The sequence below is a fragment of the Desertivibrio insolitus genome, from assembly GCF_017355965.1.
Lineage (GTDB): Bacteria > Actinomycetota > Actinomycetes > Actinomycetales > Microbacteriaceae > JAFIQW01.
Map to the genome: position 1 here is coordinate 113,807 of NZ_JAFIQW010000002.1, position 22,553 is coordinate 136,359.

The 22,553-nt window shown below is 70.3% G+C and carries 20 protein-coding genes; 14 read left to right on the forward strand and 6 right to left on the reverse strand.

The features are described from left to right. Positions 1–53 precede the first annotated feature (53 nt). From rplK to JUB10_RS04665, 3 genes are all read left to right on the forward strand, one after another. Positions 54–485, forward strand: a complete 432-nt coding sequence (rplK, locus tag JUB10_RS04655) for a 50S ribosomal protein L11 (protein WP_207454526.1) — start codon at positions 54–56, stop codon at positions 483–485. A 91-nt stretch (positions 486–576) separates the two neighbouring features. Then, on the forward strand, positions 577–1,266 hold the full coding sequence (gene rplA, locus JUB10_RS04660) for a 50S ribosomal protein L1 (protein ID WP_207454527.1): 690 nt from the start codon (positions 577–579) through the stop codon (positions 1,264–1,266). Positions 1,267–1,337: 71 nt separating this feature from the next. Next, positions 1,338–1,895 (forward strand): GNAT family N-acetyltransferase, encoded by a 558-nt coding sequence (locus tag JUB10_RS04665; protein ID WP_207454528.1) that lies wholly within the window; start codon positions 1,338–1,340, stop codon positions 1,893–1,895. A 116-nt stretch (positions 1,896–2,011) separates the two neighbouring features. On the opposite strand, the gene JUB10_RS04670 is transcribed toward JUB10_RS04665, so the two are convergent. Next, positions 2,012–2,968, reverse strand: coding sequence for an NADP-dependent oxidoreductase (locus JUB10_RS04670; RefSeq protein WP_207454900.1), 957 nt, complete (start codon positions 2,966–2,968; stop codon positions 2,012–2,014). A 132-nt stretch (positions 2,969–3,100) separates the two neighbouring features. After that, entirely contained in the window at positions 3,101–3,718 is a 618-nt protein-coding gene (locus tag JUB10_RS04675; protein ID WP_207454901.1) for a YqaJ viral recombinase family protein, read from the reverse strand. A 318-nt stretch (positions 3,719–4,036) separates the two neighbouring features. On the opposite strand from JUB10_RS04675, the gene rplJ reads away from it, so the two are divergent. The 7 genes from rplJ to JUB10_RS04710 all read left to right on the forward strand — a co-directional run bounded on the left by rplJ (position 4,037) and on the right by JUB10_RS04710 (position 14,569). Further along, positions 4,037–4,552, forward strand: a complete 516-nt coding sequence (gene rplJ, locus JUB10_RS04680; RefSeq protein ID WP_207454529.1) for a 50S ribosomal protein L10 — start codon at positions 4,037–4,039, stop codon at positions 4,550–4,552. Between the two features lie 45 nt (positions 4,553–4,597). Further along, positions 4,598–4,987, forward strand: coding sequence for a 50S ribosomal protein L7/L12 (rplL, locus tag JUB10_RS04685; RefSeq protein ID WP_207454530.1), 390 nt, complete (start codon positions 4,598–4,600; stop codon positions 4,985–4,987). 254 nt (positions 4,988–5,241) lie between these two features. After that, positions 5,242–7,119 (forward strand): Hsp70 family protein, encoded by a 1,878-nt coding sequence (locus tag JUB10_RS04690; RefSeq protein ID WP_207454531.1) that lies wholly within the window; start codon positions 5,242–5,244, stop codon positions 7,117–7,119. A gap of 7 nt (positions 7,120–7,126) precedes the next feature. After that, entirely contained in the window at positions 7,127–9,658 is a 2,532-nt protein-coding gene (locus tag JUB10_RS15010; protein WP_307859094.1) for a LuxR C-terminal-related transcriptional regulator, read from the forward strand. A gap of 186 nt (positions 9,659–9,844) precedes the next feature. After that, positions 9,845–11,020, forward strand: coding sequence for an IniB N-terminal domain-containing protein (locus tag JUB10_RS04700; RefSeq protein WP_207454532.1), 1,176 nt, complete (start codon positions 9,845–9,847; stop codon positions 11,018–11,020). Positions 11,021–11,147: 127 nt separating this feature from the next. Beyond that, the gene (locus JUB10_RS04705; RefSeq protein ID WP_207454533.1) at positions 11,148–12,989 is read left to right on the forward strand and encodes a dynamin family protein; all 1,842 of its coding nucleotides are present in this window, start codon (positions 11,148–11,150) and stop codon (positions 12,987–12,989) included. After that, positions 12,986–14,569: a dynamin family protein gene (locus tag JUB10_RS04710; RefSeq protein WP_207454534.1), complete on the forward strand. Its 1,584-nt coding sequence runs from the start codon at positions 12,986–12,988 to the stop codon at positions 14,567–14,569. Before JUB10_RS04705 ends, JUB10_RS04710 begins: the two co-directional genes overlap by 4 nt. On the opposite strand, the gene JUB10_RS04715 is transcribed toward JUB10_RS04710, so the two are convergent. Together JUB10_RS04715 and JUB10_RS04720 are read right to left on the reverse strand one after the other, a co-directional pair. Continuing rightward, the gene (locus tag JUB10_RS04715) at positions 14,486–15,037 is read right to left on the reverse strand and encodes a hypothetical protein (RefSeq protein WP_207454535.1); all 552 of its coding nucleotides are present in this window, start codon (positions 15,035–15,037) and stop codon (positions 14,486–14,488) included. The genes JUB10_RS04710 and JUB10_RS04715 overlap by 84 nt on opposite strands. Before the next feature lie 57 nt (positions 15,038–15,094). Further along, positions 15,095–15,466 carry a glyoxalase superfamily protein gene (locus JUB10_RS04720; protein ID WP_207454903.1) on the reverse strand — a complete coding sequence of 124 codons (372 nt, stop codon included), beginning with the start codon at positions 15,464–15,466 and terminating at the stop codon, positions 15,095–15,097. 239 nt (positions 15,467–15,705) lie between these two features. On the opposite strand from JUB10_RS04720, the gene JUB10_RS04725 reads away from it, so the two are divergent. The 4 genes from JUB10_RS04725 to JUB10_RS04740 all read left to right on the forward strand — a co-directional run bounded on the left by JUB10_RS04725 (position 15,706) and on the right by JUB10_RS04740 (position 21,130). Continuing rightward, positions 15,706–17,052: an ABC transporter substrate-binding protein gene (locus tag JUB10_RS04725; protein ID WP_207454536.1), complete on the forward strand. Its 1,347-nt coding sequence runs from the start codon at positions 15,706–15,708 to the stop codon at positions 17,050–17,052. Positions 17,053–17,135: 83 nt separating this feature from the next. Continuing rightward, positions 17,136–18,107, forward strand: a complete 972-nt coding sequence (locus JUB10_RS04730; protein WP_207454537.1) for a carbohydrate ABC transporter permease — start codon at positions 17,136–17,138, stop codon at positions 18,105–18,107. 23 nt (positions 18,108–18,130) lie between these two features. Then, on the forward strand, positions 18,131–19,087 hold the full coding sequence (locus JUB10_RS04735) for a carbohydrate ABC transporter permease (protein WP_242682207.1): 957 nt from the start codon (positions 18,131–18,133) through the stop codon (positions 19,085–19,087). 180 nt (positions 19,088–19,267) lie between these two features. Continuing rightward, positions 19,268–21,130 carry an ABC transporter ATP-binding protein gene (locus JUB10_RS04740; protein ID WP_207454539.1) on the forward strand — a complete coding sequence of 621 codons (1,863 nt, stop codon included), beginning with the start codon at positions 19,268–19,270 and terminating at the stop codon, positions 21,128–21,130. A gap of 27 nt (positions 21,131–21,157) precedes the next feature. Here the strand turns inward: JUB10_RS04740 and JUB10_RS04745 are convergent, their stop codons facing one another. Together JUB10_RS04745 and JUB10_RS04750 are read right to left on the reverse strand one after the other, a co-directional pair. Further along, entirely contained in the window at positions 21,158–21,829 is a 672-nt protein-coding gene (locus JUB10_RS04745; protein WP_207454540.1) for a DUF305 domain-containing protein, read from the reverse strand. Further along, the gene (locus tag JUB10_RS04750) at positions 21,826–22,479 is read right to left on the reverse strand and encodes a DUF3105 domain-containing protein (RefSeq protein ID WP_307859095.1); all 654 of its coding nucleotides are present in this window, start codon (positions 22,477–22,479) and stop codon (positions 21,826–21,828) included. The genes JUB10_RS04745 and JUB10_RS04750 overlap by 4 nt, the downstream gene beginning before the upstream one ends. Positions 22,480–22,553 lie beyond the last annotated feature (74 nt).

Consider the following 22,553-nt stretch of genomic DNA (forward strand, 5'->3'; position numbering starts at 1 on the left):
ACGGGAGAGCGGACGCTCATGCGTTCCGTTCGAACCAGTAAGGAAGAGAAGAAATGGCTCCCAAGAAGAAGGTCACTGGTCTGATCAAGCTTCAGATCAATGCCGGCGCCGCCACCCCGGCGCCCCCGATCGGCCCCGCGCTCGGTCAGCACGGCGTCAACATCATGGAGTTCGTCAAGGCCTACAACGCGGCGACCGAGCAGCAGCGCGGCAACGTCGTGCCGGTCGAGATCACCGTGTACGAGGACCGGTCGTTCACCTTCGTGCTGAAGACTCCGCCCGCCGCCGAGCTCATCAAGAAGGCCGCCGGCGTCGCCAAGGGCTCGTCGACCCCGCAGAGCAACAAGGTCGGCCGCCTCACGCAGGACCAGATCCGCGAGATCGCCCAGACCAAGCAGGCCGACCTCAACGCCAACGACCTCGACGCCGCCGCGAAGATCATCGCGGGCACCGCGCGCTCGATGGGCATCACGGTCGAGGCCTGACCAACCACACACGTTCTGCCGGCGCACGTCGGCGATAGCGGGAGAGCCGGCCAGGCTCACTAACCGCGAACTGAAACTTCAGGAGAGAAACATGGCACAGAAGTCCAAGGCCTACCGGGCCGCGGCCGAGAAGATCGAGCCGGGCAAGTTCTACTCGAAGGACGAGGCCGTCTCGGTCATCCGCGAGACCGGGTCGAAGAAGTTCGACTCGACCGTCGAGGTCGCCCTCAAGCTGGGTGTCGACCCCCGCAAGGCCGACCAGATGGTGCGTGGCACGGTCAACCTGCCTCACGGCACGGGTAAGACCGCCCGCGTGATCGTGTTCGCGACGGGTGCTGCCGCCGAGGCCGCCACCGCCGCGGGCGCCGACGAGGTCGGCGGCGCAGAGCTCATCGCGAAGGTCGCCGAGGGTTACACCAACTTCGACGCCGCCGTCGCGACGCCGGAGCTCATGGGCCAGGTCGGTCGTCTCGGTAAGGTGCTCGGTCCCCGTGGCCTCATGCCCAACCCGAAGACCGGCACCGTCACCCCCGACGTGGCCAAGGCCGTCACCGACATCAAGGGCGGAAAGATCGAGTTCCGCGTCGACAAGCACGCGAACATCCACTTCGTGATCGGCAAGGCCGGCTTCTCGGAGGAGCAGCTGAACGAGAACCTCAACGCCGCGATCGAGGAGATCCAGCGTCTGAAGCCGTCCAGCTCGAAGGGCCGCTACATCACGAAGGGCACGGTCTCGACCACCTTCGGCCCGGGCGTCCCGCTCGACGTCAACGCGCTCTGACGCAAGTCGACCAGCAGAGGAAGGGCCCGCTTCGGCGGGCCCTTTCCCTTTCCCCACCGAGAGGTGTCCCCATGAGCTCTGAGACCGTCCTCGTGCGCCGCGCGGGTGTGGCGGATGCCGCCGCGGTGGCAGCCCTCGCCGCCGAGACGTTCCCGCACGCCTGCCCGCCGCACACGACCCGCGAGGCCATCGCCGCGCACATCTCGACGTACCTCAGCGAGGCGCGCTTCGCGGAGTATCTCGCCGACCCCGGGCACGTCGTGCTCGTCGCCGAGGGCGGTCTCGAGGACGGCGGCACCGGGCTCGTCGGCTACGCGATGCTCGTGACGGGGGAGCCCACCGACGAGGCCATCGCCGCGGTCGTCTCGATCCGCCCGACCGTCGAGCTCAGCAAGTTCTACACCCTGCCCGCCGTGCGCGGCACCGGCGTCGCGACGGCCCTCATGGCCGCGACCATCGCCGCTGCCCGCGTCTCGGGCGCCCGCAGCGCGTGGCTCGGCGTCAACCAGTTCAACGAGCGGGCGAACCGCTTCTACGAGAAGCACGGCTTCGAGCGCGTCGGCACCCGCCAGTACCTCGTCGGCGACCGCCTCGAGGACGACTTCGTGCGCGAGCTGCCCCTGCTCTGAGACATCCGCCGCCCCGGGTCATCCGCCTTTGCGAAAGCGCGCGAATCGACCTTCCCGACGCGTCGTGCGTCGATTCGGGCGCTCTCAGTGCCACGACGAGCGGGTGCCGCGCCGGGTCAGCCCTCGCAGACCTTGAGCACGCTCTTGCCGCGGCTGTGCCCGCCCTCGAGCTTCTCGTGCGCGGCTCGCGCGTGCTCGAGGTCGAACACCTCGTCGATGTAGACACGCACGTCGCCGGATGTCAGCAGGCGCGAGATCACCGCGAGCGTGGCCCCGTCTGGGGAGACCTGGTAGCGGGTGCCGCGCCGGCCGGCGGCCGCGGCGTCCTCCGCGACGGTGACCCACGTGCCGGAGGGCGCGTTGACGACGAGGCCGCCGGGCCGCAGCACGCCGAGCGAGCGGGTCCCCGTGTCCGCCACCGCGTTGCCCACGAGGTCGATGACGACGTCGACGTCGTGCAGCACCTCGTCGAACGCGGTCGTCGTGTAGTCGATCACCTCCGCCGCACCGAGCTCGCGCAGCCAGGCCGCGTTGCGGGATGATCCTGTCGCGATGACGTGCGCGCCGAAGTAGGCCGCGAACTGCACCGCGAAGTGCCCGACGCCGCCGGCCGCGGCGTGCACGAGCATCCGTTGACCCTCGTGCGCCTTCGCGACGTCGACGACCATGCCCCAGGCCGTGAGCGCCGCGACGGGCACGCCCGCGGCCTCGACGTGGGAGAGCACGGCCGGCTTGCGCACGACGCTGAGGCTCGGCACCGACACGTACTCGGCGTAGGTGCCGGAGTGGCGGGGCACCTGGGCGAAGCCGAACACCTCGTCGCCGGGCTTCAGCGGGTGCGCCTCGTAGGGGGTCTCGACGACGACGCCCGAGAAGTCCTGGCCGAGCACGGCGGGGTAGGAGGCGATCGCGGGGGAGGTGCCCTTGCCCGCCCGGGTCTTCGCGTCGATCGGGTTGACCCCCGCGGCGACCACCTTGACGAGCACCTCGGACGCGATGCGGGTGGGCCGAGGAACCTCGGCGAGGGTGAGTACGTCGGGAGCGCCCGGCTGGTCGATCACGATCGCGCGCATGGTGGTCATCGGCGGCCTTCCTGGTCGCTCACCATCGAACCGGCCCAATGAGTCGGCCCTGTTACGGCGGTGTCAAGGTCGCATCAAATCGCCCGACCAGCGGTCAGGCGGATGCCGCACGGCGCGGTCGCCTCAGTGCTTGAGGCCGCCGGGCTTCATGTAGTCGAGCACGAGCCGCGCCCGCGCGACGAGCACTGAGATCTGCTGGTCGTCGCGGTCGACCCACTTGCAGCGCGGCTCGCTGCCGAGGGGCACGAACTCGCTGTGCTGCTCCCACACGACGAGGGTGCGCTCCGCGCCCAGCACGTACTGCTGCCACCACACCTGACGGAGGTAGGAGCGGGGGATCGACCGCCACTGCTTCTCGGTGGTCTTGATCTCGGCGAGCTCGAGGCATCCGCTCTGCCGCACGCACACGCCGTCCGGCGTCGCGAGGTGGCTGCGCTCCGTCTCGGCGTGGAAGAGGGCGTCGTTCGCCTGGATGCCGTGCTCGGCGAGCACCCACTTCGCGATCTCGGGTTCGCGCATCCGGCCGTGCTCCGTGTAGGCGTTGCCGCCGAAGCCGCGACCGAGCAGTTTGTCCATCGCGACGGCGCGGGCGCTCGAGACCGAGGAGAGCCGCGCGGCATCCGTCGCGGTCACGCCGCGCGACCGCTCGCGCATCCACGCGACCCGGTCGGCCGAGCGCGCGACGATCCTCTCGTGGTGCGGCCGCACCTCCACCTCCCAGAGGTCGAGGGTCGGCTGCATGCTCACGCGACCATTGTCACCGCTCGCAGCGACATCGGGTGCCGCGCGTGGCGTGTTCCGGATGCCGCGCACGCAGGCGCCCGGCATCCGGACTCGACAATCCGGGCGAGGATGCCGTACTCTTGTCGATGCCAAAGACCGCTGGTTATCGGCGTGCCCGTGAGGGTGCATCGATCGAAGGCTCGCAACACGGCGAGGGCCCGCGCAGGTGATCGAAACTCCATCGCGATTATTTCGTGTGTAGCTCCGAGCGCTTGCGCCGGAGCTTTTTTGTTGCCCGTCGGGTCCAGCACCACGAAAACGACTATTGGAGATGCCATGGCGACGAAGGAAGCGACGGTCGCCGAGCTCGCGGACAAGTTCCGCAGCTCGAATGCCGTTGTCCTGACCGAGTACCGCGGACTCACGGTGGCTCAGCTCAAGCAGCTGCGCAAGAACATCAGTGCTGACGCGACGTACGCCGTGGTGAAGAACACGCTGACCAAGATCGCGGCGAACGAGGCGGGTATCAACGCCTTCGACGACGAGCTCGTCGGCCCCTCCGCGATCGCGTTCGTGCACGGCGACACCGTCGCCGTCGCGAAGGCTCTGCGTGACTTCACCAAGGCGAATCCTCTGCTCGTCGTGAAGGGCGGCTACTTCGACGGTGCCGCCCTGAGCGCCGCAGAGGTGGGCAAGCTCGCCGATCTCGAGAGCCGTGAGGTGCTCCTGGCCAAGCTGGCCGGTGCCTTCAAGGCTTCGCTGTTCGGCGCTGCCTACATGTTCAACGCGCCCCTCGCGCAGGCGGTCCGCACCGTCGACGCGCTGCGCGACAAGCAGGAGTCCGCGGCCTGATCGGCCCCGGTACGACGACAACCACAACCATAAGGAAGAGAAATCATGGCCAAGCTGTCCACTGACGAGCTGCTCGACGCCTTCAAGGAGCTCACGCTCATCGAGCTCAGCGAGTTCGTCAAGAAGTTCGAGGAGACCTTCGAGGTCACCGCCGCCGCTCCCGTCGCGGTCGCCGCCCCCGCCGCCGGTGGTGCCGGTGCCGCTGCCGAAGAGGTCGAGGAGAAGGACTCCTTCGACGTCGTCCTCGAGGCCGCCGGTGACAAGAAGATCCAGGTCATCAAGGAGGTGCGCGCGCTCACCAGCCTCGGCCTCGGTGAGGCGAAGGCTCTCGTCGACGGTGCCCCCAACACGGTGCTCGAGGGCGCCAACAAGGAGACCGCCGAGAAGGCCAAGGCTCAGCTCGAGGGCGCCGGCGCGACCGTCACCCTCAAGTAGTCGGCGCCCGCGAGGGCACCACTCCTTCGCGGTCGATGACCGCAACCTCCGGAAGGCCCCGTTCCCGCAAGGGACGGGGCCTTTCGTCGTTCCCGCGTCACGGTTTGGTTGGTGTTTGAGGCAACCCGAAATATTCCCGTTACATGGAGCGCCAAGTCAACCCCCTTTCGGGGGTCACCGGGGTGGCCGATGGTTGAGCATGCGGGGGCGCAACGAAGTCGGTCGATGACGACCGCAGTACCAGGGGTTCCTAGATGACTTACGCGCTCGGTGTGGATGTCGGAACGAGTTTCACGGCGGCGGCGATCACCCGCCGCGACGAGGTTCCGCGCACCCTGACCCTGGGTCAGCGCGGGGACGCCGTCCCGACCGTCATCCACCTCGACGCCGACGGCGAGATCCGGGTCGGCGAGGCGGCCGAGCGGCGCGGGGTGACCGAGCCCGAGCGTGTCATCCGGGAGTTCAAACGGAGGATCGGCGACTCGGTCCCGATCCTCGCGGGCGATCTCGAGATCACGCCGCAGGACGCGTTCGCGAGCATGGCCCGCTGGGTCGTCGACCGGGCGGAGGAGCGCGAGGGCGAGCCGCCCGCCTCGGTCACAATCACCCATCCCGCCGGCTGGGGGGACTACAAGCTCGGGCTCGTCCGTGACGCGCTCGCGGGCGTCGGTCTGGCCGACGCAGCCCTGCTGCCAGAGCCGGAGGCCGCCGCGCTGCACTACGCCGCGCAGGAGCGCGTGCCCGAGGGCAGCTGCATCGGGGTGTACGACCTCGGCGCCGGCACCTTCGACGTGGCGTTGCTGCGCAAGGCCGAGGGCGACGCGTTCGTGCCGGTCGGGCGCCCCGACGGTCTCGAACACGTCGGCGGGGCCGACTTCGACGACGCCGTGCTGCGCCACGTGGTGCAGAGCATGCCGGACGCGTTCGCCGGATTGGACACCGAGGACACCGACGTCCGGGTCGCCCTCGCGCGGCTCCGCCGGGAGTGCACGGAGGCCAAGGAGGCGCTGTCGTTCGACTCCGAGGCCGCCATCCCGGTGGTGCTGCCCGGCACCCACGGTCAGGTGCGGCTCGTGCGCGCCGAGTTCGAGGCGATGATCGCCGACGAGGTGCGCCGCACGATCGACGCCTTCGCCCGCGTGGTGAACGCGGCGGGGCTCCGCTACGACGAGCTCGGCGTCATCCTGCTCATCGGCGGCTCGTCGCGCATCCCGCTCATCGCCGAGCTGCTCTCGGCCGAGTTCGGACGTCCGGTCGCCGTCGACGCCGACCCGAAGTCTGCGATCTGTCTCGGCGCCGCCGCCTCGGCCGCGCTCACCGCGTTCGCCGCGGCCGCGACGGACGACGAGAACGAGGACCCCTCGGCGCTCGCCGCCCTCGGGCTCGCCGGAGCCGCCGCCCCCGCGGCCGCCGCCCCCTCCGCCCTCCACCGCATCGGGTCGCCCGCCGTGCTGACGATCGCCGCCGTCGTCGTGGCCGCCGTCGCACTCGGCGGGCCCGCCGCGTCGATGTTCTCGTTGTTCGACCCGGCGTCCGACTCCGGCGGCGGCGCCTCGGCGGCCTCGGCCGCGGGGGCCGAGCCGGCCGCGGCGGCCCTCCCCGCCCCAGGCGAGGCAGCGGACGGCGGGGGCGGAGGGGCAGACGCACCGCCGACGCCGCTGAAGCCGGGTGCCCGCAACGCGGACGACCAGGACGACGGCTTCTCCCCGCTCCGGGGTCCGTCGCCCCGTCCCGCCGCCGCGAAGGAGCAGCCGGAGAAGGGCACGAGCCCCTCGCCCGCTCCGGGCGGGTCGACGCCGACTCCGGCAACCGCGAACGACCCGTCGCCCGACCCGACGCAGACGCCGTCCTCCGACCCGAGCACCACTCCGACCACGGACCCGACGCCGGACCCGACCGTCGATCCCACCCCCGGCCCGACGACGGATCCCACGCCCGACCCCACGACGGACCCGACGCCCGACCCGACCACCGATCCCACCCCCACCCCGGACCCGACCACCGATTTCGCGCCTGAACCCGCCCCCGACCCGACGACCCCGGCCCCGGAACCCGAACCGAGCCCCTCAGCGACGAGCGACCCGCCCGCCGATCAGCCGGCTCCGACGGAATCCCCGGCGGCCACCTCGTAGGGGCGCCGTGCGCACCCGACACGGCGCGGCAGCGCCAGGGGTCGTCCACGCCGCCGCCGCCTCGCTGCTCGCCGAGATAACGCCCGACGACCGGCTCGCCGCCGCGATCTCGGGCGCACACGGCGCCGGGAAGAGCACGCTGCTCGACGGCATCGAGCGCCGCTATCGCGCGATGGGCGTCGACGTGCACCGCCGGCGGGACGGCGTCGTCACGGTCGAGACCGCGGGTCGCCGCACCCTGCTCGTCGACGACGCCCACGAACTCGACGCACCAGTGCTGCGGCGCGTGCGGGATCTGGTCGATGCGGCCGAGGTCAACCTGTTCGTCGCCTACCGCCCCTGGCCCGTCTCGCGCGACCTGCACTCGCTCGCCCGGGCGCTCGAGCAGCACCACGAGCGCGTCGTGCTCGGACCCCTCGGGCGCGAGGAGCTGCTCTCCCGGGCGGCCGCGGACCTGTCGCTCAAGCTGCCCTCGCACGTCGCCGACGACGTGCTGCGGATGACGGGTGGCAATCCTCGTCTCGTCGGGCGGATGCTCGCCGCCCTCGCGGGCGCTTCGCACGGACGCGGGGAGCTGATCGCGCCCCAGCAGCTCGTCGAGGAGCTCGGACACGAACTGCGCGGGGTCGGCGACGAGCTCCGCGAGCTGCTGCTCGGACTCGCGATCGGGGCCGATCTCTCGGAGTGGATGCCCTCGTCCCTGCGGGGGGCCGGCGTCGACATCGACGAGCTCGTCGCGCAGGCCGACAGCGCGGGCTTCCTGCTGCCCGACGGGCGCGTCGTGCCGCTCGTGCAGCAGGCGCTGCTCGAGGCGACGCCGCCGCACCACGTGCGCACACTGCAGCGCGATCTCGTCGACACGCTCGTCGCCCGCGGCCGCCCGCTCGACACGGTGGCCCGCAACCTCGCGCGTCACGGCCTCGCCGATCCACGCGTCGCCGTCGCCCTCGAGCGCGCCGCCGACCACGTGCTCACGAGCGAGCCGGCCGTCGCGCACGAGCTGTACGCCGCCGGTGCGGCCGCCGGTCTCGATCAGCTGTCGATCGCCGCGCGGCGCGCGCAGGCCGAACTCGTCACCGGCGACCTCGATGGCGCGGCCCGTCTCGTCGACGACCTGCTCGATCACGAGGAGGTGCCCGACGTCCGCCGGGCGGTCGACGTCACGGCGGCCGTGTGGGCGGATCGCGGCATGCTCGGCAGGGCCGCGGATGCCTACCGCTGGCTCGGTCCCGCCCGGGTCGGGGCCTCCGCCCCGCTCGCCGCCCTCGCGATGTTCGGCAGCGGCGACCGCGAGGGCGCCGAGCGACTGCTCGACGCGCCGGCCCTGCACAACGCGCCGACCCTCGGTCGCGTCGCCCTCACGCTCATGGCGCAGGGGGTGCGGGAGTCGCTCACCGGCTCCGGTGCGCCCGCGCTGCGGACTCTCATCCGCGCCTCCGACACGATGACGGCGGCGGGCGGAGCCCTGCCTCTGCCCGACACCCCCGCGAGTCTCGCGGCGCTCGTCGCCCTGCACCTCGGCGACCTCGCGGTCGCGGAGTCGGTGCTCGACTCCGCGCTCACCGCGAAGCAGGGCGGCGCGATCGCCCAGGCGAGGCTGCTGCTGCTCAAGGCCTGGGTCGACATGCGCGCCGACCGGTTGGACCAGGCCCGCGACGACATCGCGCGTGCGGTCGAGGCGACCCTGACGCCGCGCGACGAGGTGATGCTGCGCGCGCTCGAGGTCGGGCTCGCCCGGCGGACGGACGACGTCCCCGCGCTCGTGCGGAGTTGGCGACGCGCGCGGGAGGGCCTGCTGCACGTCGACGTCGACCTGTACGACCTCCTGCCGCTCAGCGAGTTCGTCGTCGCGGCGGCCCGGCTGCGCGAGTCCTCCCGCATCGAGGCTCCGCTCGCCGAGGCCTGGAGCCTGCTCGAGCGGCTCGGGGATCCTCCCCTGTGGTCGGTGCCCCTGCGCTGGGCGGCCGTGCAGGCCGGCATCCTCGCGGAGACCCCCGCCGCACTCGCCCCGCACGCCGCCGCGCTCGTGCGGGCGTCGAAGGAGAGCCGCGCCGCCGCGGTGTTCGCCACGGCGGGACGCACCTGGGTCGCCGTGCTGAGCGGCGACCTCGACGTCGCGGCAGTGGAGTCGTCGGCGAAGGCGCTCGCGTCACTCGGGTTCACCTGGGACGGCTCGCGGCTCGCCGGTCACGCCGCCGCGCACGCGGAGGACCGTCGCGACATGGCACGCCTGCTCGCGTGCGCCCGCGACCTGCACCATCCGCCGCAAGCGCCTGCTCCGGCACCGGCGGACCCGCAGCCGACGCCGGCGTCGGCCCCGCGCGCCCCCGGCGAGGCCGTGCTCAGCGCACGCGAGCGCGAGGTCGCGAGGCTCGTGCTGGAGGGCAAGAACTACCGGCAGATCGGCGAGGCGATCTTCATCTCGCCCCGCACGGTCGAGCACCACGTCGCGCGCATCCGTCAGCGCCTCGACGTCTCGACCCGCGCCGAGCTGTTGACGCAGCTCCGCATCGCGCTCGAGAACGACGCCGACGCCTGAGCCCGGCGTCCGCTAGGGCACCGCTTCACCGAACCCCTACCCGGCAGAGATGCCCGAACCCCCTATTCGGGGGGTGCGAGTAGGGGGTTCGGCCCGGATGCTCGGCCAGACGCCGCGCACCTAGCGTGGCCGATGCCGAGCCACCCGACACGGCAACCCGAAACACTCCACCCGAAGGAGACACTGATGTCCCTGACCACCGCCCTCCTCGACTTCCTCATGGGTCTGTTCCGCGACCCGGCCAAGGCGCAGGAGTTCCGCGACGACCCGGAGGCGGTGCTTGCGAAGCACGGCCTCGAGGACGTCTGCAAGGACGACGTTGACGCCGTCATGCCGGTGCTGCTCGACTACGCCCCCGTCATCGGCGACCGCAACTACGACACCGGTGGCAACACCCTTCACGGTGGCGACAACGGCCACCACGCGCCGGCCCCGGCTCCCGCGCCGCACCACGGTGGTGGCCACCACCACGACGGCGGACACCACCACGACGACGACGACCACGCGCACGCCGTGCAGCAGCTCACCCACGTGGTGAACAACTACTCGTACACCTCGCTCGACGACCGCGACACGATCACCGACCAGTCGGTGAACCAGAACATCTGGGCGGACGAGGTCACGCAGCTGTTCGACAACGACGCGATCATCGCCTCGGGCGACCACGCTGTCGCCGCGGGCGGCGACGCGACCGTCGACAACTCGCAGGACAACTCGACGAACATCAAGGCCGGTGACGACGTCATCCTCGGTGACGGCAACACCAACAACGAGCACTACGTCAACGACTCGTACAACGACGAGCACTACGTCGAGGACTCGTACAACGACGACCACTCCGTGAACGATTCGGGGAACATCACCGTCGACGACATCGAGGTGGACGTCGAGGTCGACAACTCGCAGGACAACGACGGCAACGTTGTGGGTGACGGCAACGTCGTCGGCGAAGGCAACATCGTCGGCAACCAGGACAACGACGTCAACTCCGACAACACGAACAGCGTCGTCGACAGCGAGAACGTCGGCAACCAGGACAACGACGGTGTGGACGTCGAAGGTGACCTCGACGCCTCCGACGACGACGTCGTCATCGACGCGTCGGACGACGACGGTGTCGACATCGACGGCGACATCGACGCATCCGACGACGACACCCTGTCGTACTCGGACGACGACACCCTGTCGTACTCCGACGACGACACGTACAAGTCGGACGACGACACGTACTCCTACTCGGACGACGACACGTACAAGTCGGATGACGACACGTACTCCTACTCGGACGACGACACCTACAAGAGCGACGACGACACCGTCGTCGTGGTGACGGAGGAGCCCGACTACCACCACGCCGGCTAGCAGGTCGCGACCGCGCCGGCGATCTACCCGAAAGGTCGCCGGCACGGCGCTCGAGCGGCCCGGCAGGAAGTTCCCCTTCCTGCCGGGCCGCTGACGCGCGATTGTTGTCGAAGGTGAAGGAGGCAGTGTGGCCGAGCTCGTTGATCTGGTGGACCGTGCGCTCGAACTCGTGGGGCCCGAGGAGCGGGAGGACCTGCGGCGAAGGCTCGAGCAGACGCGCGAGAGGCTGTCGGACCCCAGCATCCGGGTGATCGTGGTCGGGGAGTTCAAGCAGGGCAAGAGCCGCCTCGTGAACGCCCTCGTGAACGCCCCGGTCTGCCCCGTCGACGACGACATCGCGACGTCGGCGCCCACTGTCGTCAAGCAGGGGGCGACCCCGTCGGCGGTCGTCGTCTCCCTCAAGGACGGCATGGAGGCATCCGACGGCCCCGCCGCCATCGAGCGCACGCCGATCCCGCTCGACCAGCTCCCGGCCTACGTCTCCGAGCACGGCAACCCCGGCAACGAGCGGCGCATCCTCGCCGCGGAGGTGAGCCTGCCGCGCAAGATCCTCGACGGCGGTCTCGCCCTCGTCGACTCGCCCGGAGTGGGCGGCCTGGACTCGATCCACTCGCTGACGACGCTGTCCACCCTGCCGACGGCCGACGCCGCACTGCTCGTGTCGGATGCCTCGCAGGAGTACACCGCGCCGGAGATGCAGTTCCTGCGGCAGGCGCTGCGCATCACGCCCAACGTCGCCTGCGTGCTGACGAAGACCGACCTGTACCCGCAGTGGCGCCGCATCGCCGAGCTCGACCAGGCGCACGTCGCGCGGCTCGGCCAGGACATCCCGTTCTTCCCGGTCTCGTCCGACCTGCGGCTCGAGGCCATCAAGCTGCAGGACGGTGAGCTGAACGCCGAGTCCGGGTTCCCCGACCTCGTCTCGTACCTGCGCAAGGAGATCGTCGGCAAGGCGGAGCGCATCCAGCGTCGCGGCGCGCTGCAGGACGTGCGGTCGGTGCTCGAGCACCTCAGCATGTCGCTGCAATCGGAGCTGTCGGCGCTCGTCGATCCCGCGTCGACGCCGCAGGTCATCGCCGAGCTGCAGAGCGCCAAGGAGCGCACGGACGAGATGCGGCAGAAGACGTCCCGCTGGCAGACCACCCTCAATGACGGCATCGCCGACCTCAGCTCCGACGTCGAGCACGACCTGCGCGACCGGCTGCGCCAGATCCAGCGGGAGGCGGAGGAGGCGATCGGCCAGGGCGACCCGGGCCCGGTGTGGGACCAGCTCGTCGATTGGCTGCAGCAGCGCGTCGCCGCCGCCGTGTCCGACACCTTCGTCTGGTCGCAGGAGCGCTCGAAGTGGCTCTCGGAACAGGTGGCCCAGCACTTCACCGAGGAGGAGGCCGCGATCCCCGTCGTGCGCGTGGACGACACCGAGGACGTGCTCGATCCCGTGCCCGACGTGCCGGAGCTCGACCGCGGCCGGCTCTCCGCGATGCAGAAGGTGCTGATCGGCATGCGGGGGTCGTACGGCGGCGTGCTCATGATCGGCCTCATCACCGGCATCGTCGGCATGAGCCTGATCAACCCGCTCTCCGTCGCGGCCGGCGTGCTGATCGGCCGCAAGGCGTACAGCGAGGATCAGGAGACCCGGCTCAAGCGGCGGCAGCAGGAGGCCAAGGCGATCGTGCGCCGGCAGATCGACGACGTGATCTTCCAGGTCGGCAAACAGCTGAAGGACCGCCTGCGGCTCGTCCAGCGGGCGACCCGCGACCACTTCACCTCGATCGCCGACCAGAACCACCGCTCGCTCACCGACTCGGTGCTCGCGGCGCAGAAGGCGGCCAACATGTACACCGCCGAGCGCGAGCGCCGCATCAAGGAGATCAAGGCCCGGCTCGCCCGGATCGACCAGCTCCGCGCGAAGATCCCCGCCGAGCCGAAGGAGCGGGTCGAGGTCGCGGCAGCGGCGGCGCGGGCATGACGACCGACCTGCGGGCACTCACGGCCGACCTCGTGGCCGCCGCGCTGGGCGCCTACATCGACGACCCCGAGGCATCCGCCGCCCTCCGTGGCTACGCCCGGCGGCTCGACGAGCCGCTGCGCGTGGCGCTCGCCGGCATGGTCAAGGCGGGCAAATCGACGCTGCTCAACGCCGTGATCGGCGACGAGATCGCACCGACGGATGCCGGGGAGTGCACCCGCGTCGTCACCTGGTACCGATACCACCACACCCCGCGCATCACCCTGCACCCGGTCGCCGGCACCCCACGGTCGCTTCCGGTGCGCCGCGTCGACGGGCGGCTCGTGCTCGACCTCGGCCCGACGCCGGCGGAGGACGTGCAGCGCCTGGTCGTCGAGTGGCCGGCCGCGCCGCTGAAGGACCTCATCCTCATCGACACCCCGGGCATCGGCTCCCTCTCCGACGACGTCTCGGAGCGCTCGAACCGCTTCCTGCTGCCCGAGGACGCCCCGTCGGAGGCCGACGCGATCGTGTACCTGCTGCGCCACCTGCACGCGACCGACCTCACGTTCCTGCAGGCGTTCCGCGACGCGGGGGCCGGGCGGTCGGCCACCGTGAACTCGCTCGCGGTGCTGTCGCGCGCCGACGAGATCGGCGCCGGACGGCTGAACGCCCTGCTGTCGGCCCGCGACATCGCCGACCGCTACCGCAACAACGGCGACCTGCGCGCACTCGCGCTCGGCGTCGTGCCCATCGCGGGCCTGCTCGCGCAGACCGCGCGCACGCTGCGGCAGTCCGAGTACGCCGCGCTCGCCGAGCTCGCGCGCCTCGGCCGCGACGAGCGCGAGCGGCTGCTCGTCTCGGCGGACCGCTTCGTCCGCTCGCCCGCCGTGCCGGTCGAGCCCGCGACCAGGGCGGCCCTGCTCGACCGGTTCGGCATGTTCGGCATCCGCATGGCGACCGTGCTGATCAGGGGAGGGGCGACGGATGCCACCGAGCTCGCCCACCAGCTCGTGCGCCAGAGCGGCCTCGACGACCTGCTCCGCACGATCACGACGCAGTTCGGCGCCCGGGCCGAGCACCTCAAGGTGCGCACCGCGCTGCTCGGCGTCGAGACGCTGCTGCGCGAGCGGCCCCGGCCGGGCACGGAGGTGCTCGCGGCGCGGCTCGAGCGTCTGCAGGCGGAGGCGCACGAGTTCCGCGAGCTGCAGCTGCTCGCGCTCTCCCGCACGGCCGGCCTCGGCCTCTCCCGCGTCATGACCGCCGAGATCGAGCGCCTCGTCGGCGGCGACGGCATGGACCCGGCGGTACGGCTCGGCCTCGCCGAGGACGCGACAGCCGAGGACGTGCGCACAGCGGCGCTCGCCGCGGTGCGGAAATGGCGGGGGATCGCCGAGAGTCCGCTCACCGAGCGGTCGCTCGCCGAGGTCTGCCACACGGTCGTGCGCAGCTGCGAGGGGCTCGCCGCGGCCGCCCGGGCCGCGGCGCCGGGCACCACGCCGGCCGAGGACCCGGCGTCAGGCGGCGGCCGGGTCGTCGCGCTTGCGGAACCAGCGCCAGCTGCCGGGCATGAACGCGGAGAGCAGCGCCGCACCGGCTAGCAGCAGCTGGGCGACGAGCGCGATCGCGATCACGAGCCCGTCCTCGCCGAGCGTCAGCAGCTCGTTCGCGAAGAGCGCGACCGCCGCGTGCAGGGCGACCACGAAGACGAGCACCCAGCGGCCGGAGCCGTGCCGCCTCATCATGGCCTGCAGCAGCAGCGCCTCGATCACGATGACGGCCGTGAGCACACCGAGCGTCGCCCAGAACAGCACGTTGGCCGTCGTGTCGATCGCTGCGCTGTCGGCGTCCGCGTCGAAGTCGGTCACGAACGTGCGGAGCTCCTCGACCCGCGTGTTGCGCGAGAGGAACGCGAACATGATCACGACGAACCCCGCGACGAAGCTCACGAGCAGCAGTACCCGGGTGGTCGCGATCGCCGCGGGGGCCTTCGGCGGCGCCTTCACCGGGGGAGGCGTCGTGTCGGACATCTCCGGGCGGGGCGGGCGCGTCCTCGAGTCCTCGCTCATGTCCGTAATGTACGCCCGACCGATGGGCGGGCGACAAGACCTACGGGGTGGAAACCCTCACTGCCACGTCGGCAGCTGCTGCAGCGCCCACCGGTTGCCGTCGGGATCGGCGAACGTGACGAAGCGGCCCCACGCCAACTCCTCGACGCCGTCGGCCTCCACGCCGTTGCGGCGCAGGTGGTCGAGCGCCTCGTCGGCGTCCGGCACGACGACCTGGATCGCGTTCTGCGTGCCGGGCGTCATGTCGGTGATGCCCTCGCCGATCGCGATCGAGCAGGCCGACCCCGGCGGGGTGAGCTGCACGAAACGGGTGGCGTCATCGACGCGATGGTCGTGGTCGACGACGAAGCCGACACGATCGGCGTAGAACTCCTTCGCGCGGTCGACGTCCGTCACCGGCACGAAGACGAGCTCGATCCTCCAGTCCATGAGGGCCTCCTCTGCCATCGCAAGCGACGCTACGCCCCACCTCCGACACCGTTCGCCGGCTCCTCCTTCCCGGGCGGATGTCCCGGAAATCGCTGTCTTCCCTGCCCTTTCCGATAACGATCGGACCACGCCCGCCCGAGGGCGCTGTCGTGACTTGTCAGCGGTCGGGATTAGACCTACGTTGTCAATTGCGGCGTCCGAAGTGGGCGCTTGCAACTCAATGAAGAGGAGCACACAGCATGAAGACACGGTTCCGCCGTCGTCTGGTCGCACCCTTCGCCGCCGCCGGGGTCATCGGGCTCGCGCTTGCGGGCTGTACCGGTGACATCGCCGCGGAGCAGGCGGAGGACGTCGACTGCAGCGACTACGAGCAGTACGGCAGCTTCGACGGCGCAGAGGTGTCGGTCCAGGGCACGATCGTCGAGGTCGAGGCCGACCGGCTCATCGCCTCCTTCGCTCCGTTCGAGCAGTGCACGGGCGTGACGGTCGACTACCAGGGCACCCAGGAGTTCGAGGCGAACATCGAGGTGCTGGCCCAGGGTGGCAACGCCCCCGACCTCGGCATCTTCCCGCAGCCCGGTCTGTTCCAGCGTCTCGCGCGCGGCGGCTTCTTCGTCGAGGCTCCGGCCGACGTCGAGTCGAATGTCGACGAGTTCTGGTCGGAGGACTGGAAGGCCTACGGCACCGTCGACGGCACCTTCTACGGCGCCCCGCTCATGGCGAGCATCAAGGGCTACGTCTGGTACTCGCCGAGCGAGTTCGAGGAGAACGGCTGGGAGGTGCCGACCACGCTCGAGGAGCTCGACGCGCTCTCGGCGCAGATCGCCGAGGAGAGCGGCCACCTGCCCTGGTGCGTCGGTCTCGGCTCCGACGCGGCCACCGGCTGGCCGGGCACCGACTGGGTGGAGGACATGGTGCTCCGCCTGCACGGACCCGACGTCTACGACCAGTGGGTGAACCACGAGATCCCGTTCAACGACCCGCGCATCGTCGAGGCGTTCGACGCGGTCGGCAACTACCTGAAGAACGACGAGTACGTCAACGGCGGCCACGGCGACGTGCAGTCGCAGCTGTCGGTGCCGTTCGGTGAGGGCGGTCTGCCGATCCTCGACGGCGAGTGCTCCCTGCACCACCAGGCCTCGTTCTACGAGGGTTTCTGGCCCGAGGGCACGGAGATCGCCGAGGACGGCGACATCTGGGCGTTCATCACCCCGCCCGCCGCGGCCGACGACCCGCTGGCCGTGACCGGCGGTGGCGAGATCGTCGGTGCCTTCGCCGACCGCGAAGAGGTCCAGGCGTTCCAGACCTACCTCTCGAGCGATCTGTGGGCGAACAACCGCGTCGCCGAGGGTGGCGTCATCAGCGCCAACTCTGGTCTCGACCCGTCGGTGGCCTCGAGCGAGCTGCTCTCGCAGTCGATCGAGATCCTCCAGAACCCGGAGACGACGTTCCGCTTCGACGGTTCGGACCTCATGCCGGGCGCGGTCGGTGCCGACTCCTTCTGGACGGGCATCATCGACTGGATCAGCGGCGACAGCACCCAGGAGGTCGTCGACGCGATCGAGGCCAGCTGGCCGGCGTCCTGACGCTCAACCAATAAAGTGAGGGGACGGGGATCCGGCGTGGTCCCCGTCCCCGGCTTCTTCAACGACGAAGGAGGTACATCGGCATGACGACGGCCGACCTGATCGACAAGATCGTCCAGGTGGTGCTCGGCATCGCGGTGTTCATCGCGGTCATCGGGCTCATCATGTTCCTGGTCGACAGGGCACCCAAGAAGGCGCGCGACTTCGTGCAGCTGATCGCCTTCCTGGCCCCCGCCCTGATCCTGCTGGCGATCGGGCTCATCTACCCCGCGGCGAGGACGACGCTCCTCGCCTTCACGAACAACGCGGGACAGTGGATCGGGCTCGACAACTTCGTCTGGATGTTCACGCAGCCGGACGCGCTCATCACCCTGCGCAACACGCTCATCTGGGTCGTGCTCGTGCCGGTGCTCTCGACGGTCATCGGCCTCGCCTACGCAGTGTTCATCGACAAGTCGCGTGGTGAGAAATACTTCAAGGCCCTCGTCTTCATGCCGATGGCGATCTCCTTCGTCGGGGCGAGCATCATCTGGCGCTTCGTCTACGAGTTCCGCCAGGCGGGCGACCCGCAGATCGGCCTCCTCAACCAGGTCGTCACGCTCTTCGGCGGCGAGCCGCAGCGCTGGCTGCAGGAGCCCCCGATCAACACGTTCCTGCTCATCATCGTGATGATCTGGATCCAGACCGGGTTCGCGATGGTCGTGCTCTCGGCGAGCATCAAGGGCATCCCGACCGAGCAGATCGAGGCCGCGCAGCTCGACGGCACCAACGCCTGGCAGCGCTTCCGCAACGTCACGCTCCCCGGCATCCGGGGCTCGCTCGTCGTCGTCATCACGACGATCTCGATCGCGACCCTCAAGGTCTTCGACATCGTCCGCACCATGACGGCCGGCAACTTCGAGACCAGCGTCATCGCGAACGAGATGTACACGCAGGCGTTCCGTGCCGGTGAACCCGGCCGAGGCTCCGCCCTCGCCGTCGTTCTGTTCCTGATGGTGCTGCCCATCGTCATCTACAACGTGCGCATCCTGCGCCAGCAGAAGGAGATCCGATGACCTCCACCACGCCGAACGCCGCGATGCTGCGGCCGCAGGACGCGGGAGCCGACGCACGCGTCGAGGACACGGCCAAGGCGAAGCGGGTCAAGCGGCGCCTCACCTCCCGCACGGCGACCATCGCGTCGCTCATCATCGCGGTGCTCTGGACGCTGCCGACCTTCGGGCTGTTCGTCTCGTCCTTCCGTCCGCGCGATCAGATCCTCGAGAACGGCTGGTGGACGATCTTCGCCAACCCCGGGTTCACGCTGGCGAACTACCAGGAGGTGCTGCTCTCGGCATCCGCGTCGTCGCCCCAGCTGGGTGCGTATTTCGCGAACTCGCTGTCGATCGCGATCCCCGCGACGGTGTTCCCGCTGGTGCTCGCGGCGATGGCCGCGTACGCCTTCGCGTGGGTGCCGTTCAAGGGCTCGAGCACGCTGTTCATCGTGATCTTCGCGCTGCAGATCGTGCCGCTGCAGATGGCGCTGATCCCGCTGCTGCAGATGTTCACCCAGTTCCTGCAGCCGGCTCAGGAGGCGGTGAGCGACACGCTGCCGTTCATCCCGACGAGCAACTTCCTGCAGATCTGGATCGCGCACACGATCTTCGCCCTGCCGCTGGCGATCTTCCTCCTCCACAACTTCATCGCGGAGATCCCGGGCGAGGTCATCGAGGCGGCGCGGGTCGACGGCGCGAGCCACAGCCAGGTGTTCTGGCGGATCATCATCCCGCTGGCGCTGCCCGCCCTCGCGTCGTTCGCGATCTTCCAGTTCCTGTGGGTCTGGAACGACCTGCTCGTCGCGCTGATCTTCTCCGGCGGCACCGAGGAGGCGGCACCGCTGACCCAACGATTGGCCGAGCTCACCGGTAGCCGCGGGCAGGAGTGGCAGCGCCTCACGGCGGCGGCCTTCGTGTCGCTGGCCATCCCGCTCATCGTGTTCTTCAGCCTTCAGCGCTACTTCGTGCGCGGACTCCTCGCGGGGTCGACGAAGGGCTGACACAGATCCGGCGGTGCTGCGACGAGGGGATGCGTCGCGGCACCGCCGCTTCCGACCCGGCGGTGCTGCGACGAGGGGATGCGTTGCGGCACCGCCGCTCTGTGTGCAGGCGGACGTCGTGCATGTGCCCACAGCGAAACGCCAGCGAGGGCGTCGGTCGTCGCGCGTATTCTGCGCATGATGCAAGGAATGGGTGGCGGCGGGCCGAAGAACCGCGTGAGCGGCAGGGACGAGTCCGTCCAGCGCGCGGAGAACGCGTCGGCACCGCGCATCCCCAACCTGCTCGGCCGCATCGGTGAGCTGTTCCGCCCGTACCGAGCCCGCATCACCCTCACCATCGTGCTGGTGCTGCTCGCCGCCGGCATCGGGGTGCTCCCGCCGCTGCTGACGCAGCGCGCCTTCGACGAGGGGCTGTTCCCGCCCGGCGGCGGGCCTGACGTTCCGGTGCTGCTCGAGATCGTCGGGCTGATGATCGCGCTGCTCGTCACGGCATCCGCGCTCGGCGTCTGGCAGACCTGGCTGACGGCGACCGTCGGCAACAAGGTGATGGGCGACCTGCGCATCCGACTGTTCTCCCACCTGCAGCGCATGGAGCTGTCGTTCTTCACCCGCACGAAGACCGGAGTGATCCAGTCGCGCCTGCAGAACGACGTCGGCGGCGTGGCCGGCGTGCTCTCGAACACGATCTCGAGCGTGATCGGCAACACGGTCACCGTGATCGCCGCCTTCGTGTCGATGCTCGTGCTCAGCTGGCAGCTCACGATCGTCGCGGTCGTGCTGCTGCCGCTGCTCGTCATCGCGCAGCGCAAGGTCGGTCAGGTGCGCGCCCGCATCGCGACGAAGACGCAGGAGTCGCTGTCGGACATGACGGCGATCACGCAGGAGACGCTGAGCGTCAGCGGCATCCTGCTCGCCAAGGCCTTCAACCAGCAGAAGACCGAGGTGCGCCGATACGCCGACGAGAACCGCAACCAGATCGACCTGCAGGTGAAGCTGCAGATGAGCGGTCAGTGGTTCTTCGCGATGGTGCAGATCTTCCTGTCGATCATCCCCGCGATCGTCTACGTGGTCGCGGCGTGGCTCATCACCCGCGACGTGCCGGTCACGGCCGGCACGATCGTCGCCTTCACCACCGTGCAGGCGCGCCTGACCTGGCCGATGATGGGTTTGCTGCGCGTCGCCCTCGACCTGCAGACCTCCGCCGCGCTGTTCGCCCGCATCTTCGAGTACCTCGACCTGAAGCCGGCGATCGCGGACCGCACGGGCGCGCGGGCCGTCGATCCCGACCGGCTCGGCGAGATCGCGTTCGAGCACGTCGAGTTCACCTATCCGGATGCCGAGGCGCCGACTCTCCGCGGCATGGACTTCCGCGTCGAGCCGGGGCAGTACGCCGCGTTCGTCGGCCCGTCGGGCGCGGGCAAGACCACGGTGTCGTACCTCGTGCCGCGGTTCTACGAGGCATCCGAGGGCGTCGTGCGCTTCGCGGGCGACGACGTGCGCGACCTCGAGCAGGAGTCGCTCGTCGGCAGCATCGGCATCGTCAGCCAGGAGACCTACCTCTTCCACGCGACGATCGCGGAGAACCTGCGGTACGCCAAGCCGGATGCCACGCAGGACGAGCTCGAGGCGGCGGCCCGGGCCGCCAACATCCACGCCACGATCATGTCGTTCCCCGACGGGTACGAGACGGTCGTGGGGGAGCGCGGGTACCGGCTCTCGGGCGGCGAGAAGCAGCGCATCGCCATCGCGCGCGTGCTGCTGAAGGATCCGCCGGTGCTCATCCTCGACGAGGCGACGAGCGCGCTCGACTCGATCTCCGAACGCGTCGTGCAGCGGGCGCTCGACACCGCGACGAGCGGCCGCACGACCCTCGCGATCGCGCACCGGCTCTCGACCGTGCGCCACGCGGACCGGATCTTCGTGGTGTCGGCTGGACGGATCGTCGAGTGCGGGACGCACGACGAGCTGCTCGAGCGCGACGGTGTGTACGCCGACCTGTGGCGGCAGCAGCAGGGGTCCGAGCCCGAGCGCGTCGCCGTCTGACGAGCGTCCGGAGGCGTGACGGCGGCGCTACGCCGCCGGCAGCGCGGCGAGCAGTTCCTCCATGTAGTCGATCTCGCTCGTCTGCGAGCTGACGACCGACTCGGCTAGATCGACGACGACGGGCTCGTCGGAGCGCGCGAGCACCGCCTGCGCCATCTCCACGCCGCCCTGATGGTGCGCGACCATCAGCGTCAGGTAGACGCGGTCCGCGTCGGTGCCGGTCGCTTGCTGGAGCTCGGTCAACTGCGCGCCGGTGGCGTAGCCGGGCATCGGGTCACCCGGCCGGTGCGACACCTCGGCGTCGGCGTGCTCGTGCGTCGAGCCGTCGGCCGCGGGCCGCGTCATCCACGTCATGCTCGGCTCGGACGCCGTCTGCGGCAGCCCCCACGCCTCGAGCCAGCCGTACATCTGACCGGCCTGATGCAGTTGGGTGTTGAGGATGTCGTACGCCAGCCGGCGCACCTCCTCGTTCTGCGAGTTGTCCCGCACGATCAGCGACATCTCGACGGCCTGGCGGTGGTGCGTCTGCATGTCGCGGGCGAACCCCGCCTCCGCGCTCGTGTTGGAGGGCGGAGGAGCGGTCGCCGCCGTCACGCGGCCGATCGCGATGCCGCCGAGGAGCAGCAGCACGACCGCGATCGCCGCCGCGATCAGGAGCCGGGCGGGGACCCGCCGCGACCCGGTTTCGGCTGAGGTCACGAAACCTTGCCGGGAGCGTCGTACGCGCCGGTGCAGGCCGCGCCGGGCTCAGGAGCGTCGGCGGACATGCGGTACTTCTCGATGAAGTCGCCGAGGCGCTCGTCGTCGATGCCGTCGAGTGCCACCTGCGCGCCCCACGCGGAGGCGACGACGGGCGACTCGAGGCCGGCGAACGGTGAGACGACCATGTAGGTGTTCGGCACGGAGTCGATGAGGGTCTGCAGGTCGTCGCCCGCGACGTCATCGGGGTTGTAGGTCACCCACACGGCGCCGTGCTCGAGCGCGTGCACCGCGTTCTCGTTCGGCACGGGCTCGCTGTACACGCCGCAGTTCAGCCAGACGGCGTTGTGCTCGCCGCCCACGGGCGGGGTCTGCTCGTACTGCACAGCGCCCTCGACGTGCGTCGCCGGGAGGTTCTCGTATGTCTCGAGGCCCGCGATGTCGATGTCGTCGGGGTCGCGCGGCGGGGTGCCGCTCGTGACGACGAAGAAGATGAGCGCGACGATGACGCCGAGCGCCAGCACCGACCCGGCCACGGTGCCGATGATCCGGTTGCGCTTCGCGACCTTCTGCTTCCGCTTGAGCTCGGCGACCTTCTCGGCGCGCTTCGCTTCGCGCTGCTGCTTGACGGTGAGCGGGGGCTTGGCCACGGATAGTCCTGTCGTCGTGTCGGCGTCGGGCAGGCGTAATGGTAGTAGTTGCGCGCGTCAACCACCCTGGAAGC